Genomic DNA, 9,005 nt, shown 5'->3' with positions numbered 1-9,005 from the left:
ATACAATGCCACCGCCAGCTTGATAGGCGGCATCGATAGCCTGCTGAATCGCGTTCGATGCCATCGATGTCCCCGTATTATCCGCGTTGTATGGCGAATGGGTCACATTATAAATCCCGGCACCTGTGGACGGGGGAATATTCGTCTCCAAGGGATCTGCTGCGATGACAATTCTCTTCGTCTGGTCATTGATTTTTACGATCACATAGGTTGAGGAAGAAAGCGTAAACGTTAGCTTGTTCCCATTAACCGTCCCCTCGATGTTCTTGGCCATTGGACTGATGGAATAGGATGTAATCGGCACATTAGCAGTAACCTCAATACTGACCGTGCCGGCAAAAGAAAATTGAGCGTAGTCATAGTCATCCTTATAGTTGATCACAGGAATTGATTGGTTATCCGCTTTCAATGAAAATACACTGGATGCGGTATAGATGGATGGCATCGGGTAATTCTGAATCGTAGCTGGAGCTGCTCCAACCGTTCGGGATAACAAACCTATGATTATGATGGCAAGCACTACCAACAGGCCGACTAATTTTCTTGTCATTGTAAACATGAATATACCTCCTTAAGATTATTCACTGCCCACCGATAGTAAGGCAGCGAAGCTTCGTACGCCAAACAAGGTCCTTGCTTGCGAATTATTGAAAGCGCTGACATTTTACGCAATAACAAACAAATCTATTTTGCGGCATTCTCTCCCCTTTCATGAAGTAATTATCTTATTTGTTTAGGCATGGCCCAATAAGATCGTTGAATAACTATCGTCTATATAGATGAAAACACAGACAAGAGGAGATCCTACGTCAGTCGTGCAAGCAAGTTCTCCTCTTATTGTAAAATAATGATGAATTACTTACTTTTTCACAGTTGCATACCAGTCATTGACTTCTTTGTAGCTAGCGTCCCCGCCTGATGATTTGAATTTGGCAATGAATGCATCAATCCCCGTAAACGGCTCAGCACCAAAAATTAACTTGGTTGTGTAATCGTTAGATTGCGTATTTAGACTTTGAAAGTTCTTGGAGAATTCCACCATATATGGTGCGTAACCTAGAAGATCAGTTACTTTGGTAGGTTCAGGCGCTAATCCATTCAATGAATTCCAGGCATCGTACAGACGCATATCCTTACGTACACGTGCCTGCCAATAAATTGGGTAGTTCTTATCGTCCGTTCCCGTTAAGAAGTTATTCGCTTGATTCCGCTCATCGGTAAAGATCGGTTGGATCGGTGAATATGCACCATCTTTGAGCGTGTAATGTTTATTTTCTTCCCCAATAGCCATCGTTCTGAACGTATCTTTTTCCAGCTTCGCATTCATCCATTTAATGGCATCTTCCGGATGCTTGGATGCTTTTGGGATGAAGGTAATACGGTCAAAGCCTTTCGAAGCAGATAGGCCTGTTTTACCATCTTTACCTTGCACTGCAGGGATAAACGTTGCTTTCGCAGTTGGAATATTTTTCGTTAAAGCATCAGCAATCGTAGGGACATCCGACCAGTTCATCATAAGAATACCGGCCTTACCGCTTGTAAATTTCTCTTTCGTAGTTGCTGCCTTATTGGCAGCAAATTCTTTATCAATTAAGCCTTGTTTAAATAAATCAGATACAAACGCTGCATAATCTTTGAAGGCGGGATCCAACACACGAGGTGTTAATTTACCATTCACATCATTCCAGAAATTCGGCATGCCGAAAGCACCAACAATATTTGGAATAAAGGATGAATCACCACCGACGGTTAAAGGAATATTCCCATCGCCATTCCCGCCTGGATCTTTTTCTTTAAACGCTTTCAAAACTGTAACAAGTTCATCAAGTGTTGTCGGCATTTTGAGTCCGACTTTATCCAACCAATCCTGCCGAATGTATAAATCTGTATTAACAGTCTTGGTGCTTTTCGTTGGAATGGCATATAGCTTCCCATCTACCTTGGCAGCTTCTAAAGCTTCAGGATCAATGACAGCTTTAATGTTCGGCCCGTATTTATCAATTAACGGTCCAAGATCCACTAATGCCCCCTTTTTCGCATAATCGGAATAAAGCGCTTTAAAATCTGTGGTTCCTGCTGTAGTCACCACATCGTATGGCTCTCCCGAAGCAATCAGGATATTCAGTTTATCTTGGGGTTTATCCTGTGGAAGCATATCATACTGAACTTTATAACCCGTCGCTTTTTCCAAATATGTAGCAACAGGATACGTGTTATAATCATCCTTTTGCCAAATTTGCAGAGACTTTAGTTCCGGCTTTACAGCCGCTGCCGTCGGTGCTGATACTGATGCTGGTGACGTGGAGCTACTTGAGCTGGTACCACCTGAGGAACAAGCAACGAGCGATGAAGCTGACAAGCAAGCTGTAAGCGAAACGAGCATCAGCTTTTTGTTTTTCTTCAACATACAAAAACCCTCCCTAGTTCATTATGTAATCCTATCATTAAGCCGTAGATGGCATTAACGCAAGTTCTAGCCTTTCACTGAGCCAATCAGAACACCTTTGACGAAATGCTTTTGGAGAAACGGATAGACGAGCAGCATCGGAATAATAGAAGCAATAACTGTCGCCGATCGTATGCCTTCAGGCGAAATTTTCATCATATCGTCTACACTGCTATTCAGGGCAGTCGAGCTATCTGCATCCATGACAATATCCCTTAGATATAATTGCAATGGTTTCAAACTTGCTTTCGAAATATACAGCATAGGGTGAAAGTAGTCATTCCAGAAATATACCGCATAGAATAGCGCGATTGTAGCAATAACCGGCGTACTTAGCGGAAGAATGATACGGAAAAGAATCGTAAAATTACGAGCCCCATCCATTTTGGCTGACTCCTCTAACGCTTCAGGTAAAGATTCATAATAGCTCTTAATTACCAATAGATTAAACACGCTAATCAGTGCAGGCAGCATTAAGGACCACAAACTATTGATGAGGTGGAGTTCCTTCATTAGTATGTAATTGGGAATGATGCCACCATTAAACAACATCGTAAAAATGAACAGGATCAAGACAAATGGAATTCCTGGCAGATGCTTCTTGGATAGTGGGTAAGCCGTCAAAGCCGTCAACATAATGGCGAGCACTGTTCCCACAACCATGACAATAATGGATACGGAGATCGAATGTAAAAACTGACTTGAAGATACAACATATTTCATCGTTTCTAGTTGAAAGCCCACAGGCAGAATGCCGACCTTACCCGAGATGACCGCTGATTCATTACTTAATGCTTTGGATAGTACATTGAGCATAGGCAATAGCGTAAGCACGCTAGACAATAGCAGCGTAGCATATACGCAGATATCTAGGGACCAGTCACCGATTGTTTTCTTTTTCATAGCTGCACCTCCTACCAAATGCTTCGCTTGACGACTTTTTTGCTGAGCTCATTGCCCAAAACGATCAAGAGGAATCCAATTACGGAATTAAATAAACCTACTGCTGTACTAAAGCTATAGTCTTGCTGTCCTAGACCTATTCGATATACATAAGTCCCAATGACATCACCAGATTGATAAACAACGGAATTATACATGGTCAAAATTTGTTCCGTACCTGCTTCGAGTAAATATCCGAGACGCAAGACAAGGATCAGGATAATCGTAGGCATGATACCCGGCAGGGTAATGTGCATCATCTGGCGAATTCGCCCAGCCCCATCAATGGATGCTGCTTCATATTGCTCTTGCTCAATGCCGGCAATCGCCGCAATAAAGATAATCGCGTTCCATCCAGATTCCTTCCAACCTGCGGTAAACACCAGCACGCTTCGGAAATAGTGATTATCAAGAAAGAACGATATCGGTGTACCACCCAAAAACTCAATCACATTGTTGACCAAACCTCCGCTTGGGGAGAGTATGGTAATGAACAGTCCGGAAATAATAACCCAAGACAAGAAATGCGGCAGAAAAATAATAGTTTGAATCGAACGCTTGAACCAGCTCTTACGTACTTCATTCAGCAGTAGCGCGATAATAATCGGAACTGGAAAGAGAAGCACAAGCTTGTACAAACTGATTAAGAGTGTGTTGATAAATACTTGCATAAATTCTTCCGAATGGAGTAATTTCTCGAATTGCGCCAAACCAACCCATTTACTTCCCGTAAACCCATCGAAAATGTTGAAATCCATGAACGCAATGATAATTCCATACATGGGCGTATATTTGAATAGCAGTAAAAATAATAGTCCCGGAATTAGCAAAACATAGAGATCTAAGTTTGTGAGAAACAGTTTCCACCTATTCTTACCAACCTTCACCGTTCCGACACCTTGTTTCACTTCCAATGTTCTAACGCTCATATCCCGTTCACCTCCAAGTTGTTAGATTTTAATCTTAAAGACTACTATCAAGTTCGAAGCACCGGCTATCGAGACGTGATCTCTGCGGCACTAGCCTACAAACACTATTATAAAACGCTTTCCTGATTGGCGAGAATGATGGATCTTCCTTTTATACTTGATGAATCTTACTGTTTTTATGAGAAGGTGTTTTGGATAAATGAAAGAGCACTCCTCACCAATCGAAAAATACTAAAAGGCATGAATTCGGCACTGTACCGGACTCATGCCTTTTAGCTTTACCGATAGATATGTAGTAGCTGATGCTGTTAGTTTTGTTACCCTTTTTCTCAATCTTGCTTCGAATATGTTTTAATGGCACTACCGTTCTCGTCGAAACAACGGATGTAATCCGTTAACTCTTTAAAGTTGACCCAAGAAATTCCTACTTTCTGATCAGCAGCACCGTATGACATGATCAGCTCATCTCCCACGACGATACCAGCTGTGGTAAATAAGCAAGGCGTCGGATAATCGGAAGGCATCTCCCACTCTCTTTCTGCGAACATCAGCCGCTCTGAGCACCGATGTGTTACTACCGGGAAATCGTTCGGCTGCTCCTTCACAATCATGAAGGACTGCGTGTAGCCAAACACAACGTCTTTCTTTCCATGATAAGATACGAGCCATTCGTCGTCCGAGACACGGATTGGCGGCCAACTTGCACCAATGCGGTTATCCTCCCAGTGAAAGACACTCGTCGCAAGCAGACGATGCGTTGCTTTCGGAGAAGCGAAGTCCTCAATCGTATTTGCAGCTGCTATGTAGATAGAGGGTTTCTTCACTTCAGCTCCTCGCTCGAACGGTAACACGTTCATTGGACGATGAAGCATCACATATTGTGAATTCCCTTGAATCATCATTTTGTCAGGAAAAAGAAAAACGTCCCGATTATCGCTAACGTGCCCTTCCGTCAGTGGGCCTATATAATGGAATGCTGCGCTATAGTTACGCATTTTCAACTGCTGCAAATCTAATTTATATAGAACCGTGACAGTATCATTGGAGCGCGCTGTTTTAATAAAGGGGTCTTCAGCTTCACTTCCATTGAATATCCACTCTGGTACATATTCAAATCTCGTCTGGACATCCGACAGCCAATAAGGGCCCGGAGGAAATGGACGACAAGCCACACTAACGTATAGCTCCCCTTCAATTGGGAAGATACGCGGATCTTCCATACAGCCATTCGCATAATTGCGTACGCGATTTCCATGAATATCTGCAATGTAAAGTTCGTGTTCTTCATAGCCTAACGCCGGCGATAGCGCTGGCTCGCTGAAATCGGCTTCCCATGTTTCCCCATTATCTTCGCTAGTAGCATAGCCTAGGAAAATAGGGTATGGGTCGTGGCAGCCTTCTCTCCGCTTTTGTGCCCAAGGACCCGTTGCCCTGAACAACATATGCAATGTGCTCGACTCTGGATCTTGCACGATGGCAGGATTCAGCACCATTTTGCTGGCCCAGTCACAGCCTGGTACCGGTTCTAATGCCGGCTTATTTAAATATTTAAAATTTGGTTTCATTATCCGTTTTCCTCTCTTTTCTCTGTCAATCTCAACGAAGAAACTATATAATCGGAGCAGAATAGTTATTTTCTGGAGGAATCTTCCTATGACGAGGTCAGTTCAACACCAATCCAGCGTCATTTATGCTAATTATTTCACCCACACTAAGCCTCACTCCGTTACGTATAAAGACGGGCTGAACTTCTACATGTTCCGGCTTCAGTCAGAAGGATCCTGTCGCGCACTGGTGGGAGGGAAATCCGAGACCATCATCCCCGGTGACCTGCTCATCTATCCTCCGGATCAGCCATACGAACTCAATGTGCAGCCCCGAAGCGCTCCTGATTCGGGTGCGGTTCAACCTGTCGGCGACTATTTCCTGGCCGGTAACGGGGAATGGCTGGACTCGTGGTGGAAAAACAAAGACTTGCCCACTAAAACAAACATTGGCTTTGACGATACGGTCATTACCCTATGGAAGCATATTATCAGCGAAAAGAAAAAAGTCATGCAGAACCAAGAGGAGATCATGGACTACCTTCTTAGAACGCTTTGTTTGACACTGGAGCAAGTAATTAAGAGCAAACAACGCACCAAAGGAGCAGATATCGCTCATAAACTTAAGCTATTTATAGAAAGTCATGCCAATGAACCTCTTAGTTTAGAAAAAATATCGGCCTCTGTCGGATTAAGCGTCTCACGCTGCTCATATCTGTTTAAAGCCGCTTTTGGCCAATCGCTGTTCGCCTACTGTATTGACGTTAGGCTAAAGCTTGCGCAGCAGCAGGTGCTCTACAGCAATCTTGCGCTGGAACAGGTTGCTGAAAAGACAGGCTTTGAGAGTTACCCTCATTTTTGCCGAGTTTTCCGCGAACGATTTGGACATCCCCCAGGCGAATACCGGCGCAAATTTGGATATGGGTTCAATCCTTATTGATGCGTGCTTAGGACGTCTACGTATAATACCTGATTTTCTTGAACGAGCAGGGAATGAAGCTGCTCATACTTTACATTTTGAACGATACCATCCGTATCAAGTGCCAGAACGGCTGCAGCCGCAGCCGATTGCCCCAGGATCATAAATACGGGCTCCATCCTGATCGAACCATAGGCTGCATGGGTAGCCGAAACACATACCGGCACAATTAGATTGGTGCACTCTGTCCGTTTTGGCACAATTGCTTGATAGCTTATCTGATAAGGGGCTTTTAATTTTACGTAAAATCCGCCTTCCGTGCTAACATGCCCGTCTTCGTTTACATAATATTGCGTGTGATGTGAGTCCATGGCAAAGGAGCCCATTCCAACGGAATCGAGCACAGGTTTTTCCAATCTGACCACATGCTCGGTCACAACATAGTCACTAATCATTCTGCGGGATTCTCTGATGTATAACTGTGGAGTCCAGTGACCTGTCTCGATAAATTCATCGAGCGGCAAGCCCCATGGCTTGTAGACCGCCCGAATTTCCTCCGGCACTCGCGGATGATTTTGAATGGTCCACACATAGCCTTGCTGATAGAGGCGATGAGAATGCCACATGTGTTCCCGCTCAAGATAATCCGCCTCTGCATAACTATGGTTCATTCCGTTATAATCCGTAGAAATGCCACTGTTGTTATTGGAATCTGTCTTATCCGAAGTTACCTTATTCAATTTAAAAAATTTCGAACTTTGCCCTTGCTCGATGGCCCGGAACAAAATTTCATAATCGGCTTCGTTATATCCCTCAGGCTTTTCGATCTCCAGGCGGTTGTCCGGATTATTCGTCAAACACATGCGGAAGTTATAAGCTTGAAGCTTTGTGTCTCCATCGCCCATGTTGCCTCCTCGGTGAGGATTGACTCGCAAAAGCAAGCCGCTCGAGGGCACCCCTTTAATGACATATGGATCGATCCCGCTGGGTAGTTCATTGAGTTCATTGCCAGGATGAATGCCGTTTAATGTCTCCCCATATTGTGAATTGGACTCCCGGCCGACAAAATAGGATACGCCCGATTTACCCATTAAATCCCCTTCATAAGTAGCATCAATAAACACTTTGCCTTGATAGAGGTTCCCGGATTCCATGCAAATGGAGATAATTTTTGAACCTTTCTTTGTGACCTCGTCTTTTAGACGTAGCCTTTCTCCGTATATGACTTCGATGTTATGTTCCGCCACCAAATCTTGTAAAACCTCGAGCGCTACTTTAGGTTCAAACAGCCAGCAAGCTCCGTCATGTGAATATTTCTGAGCTACCCGTTTGTAAAACTCCAAGGATAAGCCCCCGATAGCTTCCTTCATCCCGAAGTCCGTATCTCCCAGGCCTCCAGTGGTCAAGCCCCCAATTCGCTGACTTGGCTCGATCACGACTGCATTTTTACCCATTTTTTTTGCTTGAACAGCGGCCATAATACCTGCCGCAGTCCCTCCGTAAATTACAATATCGTACTGTTTCTCCTGGTACATTTTATTCCTCCTCCTAATTACGTTTACGTTTATTATTATAAGCCTATCCTTAATCTATCGAGAATGATGGATCTTCCTTTTTAACTTGATACATCTTACTTTTTTAGCATTACTACCATTTGATATAAATGACCCGGAGGGTGAGCACTTTTTTTAAAAGTGTTCACCCTCTGAGTCACAGTAGAAAATCAGTAGTTTGATAAATCGGAACATTATCTATATGTGCATATGGCATGTATAACTGCTCAGATATTTCTATTTGTTCTTTTTCTTGATTAGATTAAATAGGTATTCATCCCTTCTCTACTATCAAACTCTAAAGAAATAGTATTGCCAAAGAATTTTGGCCAAAATGAGCTATCTTATCATAATCCTCAATCCTCATTGAACATCTCTGAACTTCACTCATAACACACCTCTTTTCATGGCATGCACAACAATGAAATGTACCATTTATTGGAATTATGGGCTGCGTTATTCTGCTCTATCGTATAGCTTAGCGAGTACCGACAACATAAGTTTACATAATAATTATTAAGTCACTCCGTCGGGAATGTAATAAGGTTCTTGTTATTTATAGGAAATGTAATAGGGTTCTTGACATCAACCGATGACAAGAACCCTATTACATAACTAAAAAAAGCCGCAATTTAAGCGACTTTCAATGTAATAATGATGTTGACTTCCGAC

General features: G+C 43.2%; 6 protein-coding genes and 1 pseudogene. 1 reads left to right on the top strand and 6 read right to left on the bottom strand.

Annotated elements, in window-relative coordinates; genetic code table 11:
* From BK127_RS41090 to BK127_RS41070, 5 genes and pseudogenes are all read right to left on the bottom strand, one after another.
* A pseudogene (locus BK127_RS41090) lies at positions 1 to 559 on the bottom strand (family 16 glycoside hydrolase); the annotation flags it as partial.
* Positions 560 to 859: 300 nt separating this feature from the next.
* The gene (locus BK127_RS41085; protein ID WP_341165505.1) at positions 860 to 2,191 is read right to left on the bottom strand and encodes an extracellular solute-binding protein; all 1,332 of its coding nucleotides are present in this window, start codon (positions 2,189 to 2,191) and stop codon (positions 860 to 862) included.
* Positions 2,192 to 2,473: 282 nt separating this feature from the next.
* Entirely contained in the window at positions 2,474 to 3,349 is an 876-nt protein-coding gene (locus tag BK127_RS41080) for a carbohydrate ABC transporter permease (RefSeq protein ID WP_076238417.1), read from the bottom strand.
* 11 nt (positions 3,350 to 3,360) lie between these two features.
* The gene (locus tag BK127_RS41075) at positions 3,361 to 4,317 is read right to left on the bottom strand and encodes an ABC transporter permease (RefSeq protein WP_076238416.1); all 957 of its coding nucleotides are present in this window, start codon (positions 4,315 to 4,317) and stop codon (positions 3,361 to 3,363) included.
* Positions 4,318 to 4,646: 329 nt separating this feature from the next.
* Positions 4,647 to 5,882, bottom strand: a complete 1,236-nt coding sequence (locus tag BK127_RS41070; RefSeq protein ID WP_076238415.1) for a glycoside hydrolase family 130 protein — start codon at positions 5,880 to 5,882, stop codon at positions 4,647 to 4,649.
* Positions 5,883 to 5,970: 88 nt separating this feature from the next.
* Between BK127_RS41070 and BK127_RS41065 the strand changes: the two genes are divergently transcribed.
* Positions 5,971 to 6,801 carry an AraC family transcriptional regulator gene (locus tag BK127_RS41065; RefSeq protein ID WP_076238414.1) on the top strand — a complete coding sequence of 277 codons (831 nt, stop codon included), beginning with the start codon at positions 5,971 to 5,973 and terminating at the stop codon, positions 6,799 to 6,801.
* Here BK127_RS41065 and BK127_RS41060 read toward each other — a convergent pair.
* Positions 6,795 to 8,315 carry an FAD-dependent oxidoreductase gene (locus BK127_RS41060; protein WP_076238413.1) on the bottom strand — a complete coding sequence of 507 codons (1,521 nt, stop codon included), beginning with the start codon at positions 8,313 to 8,315 and terminating at the stop codon, positions 6,795 to 6,797. The two genes, BK127_RS41065 and BK127_RS41060, sit on opposite strands and share 7 nt — an antisense overlap.
* Positions 8,316 to 9,005 lie beyond the last annotated feature (690 nt).

It is taken from the genome of Paenibacillus sp. FSL H7-0331, from assembly GCF_001956045.1.
This window is presented reverse-complemented; position numbering and strand designations above follow the sequence as displayed.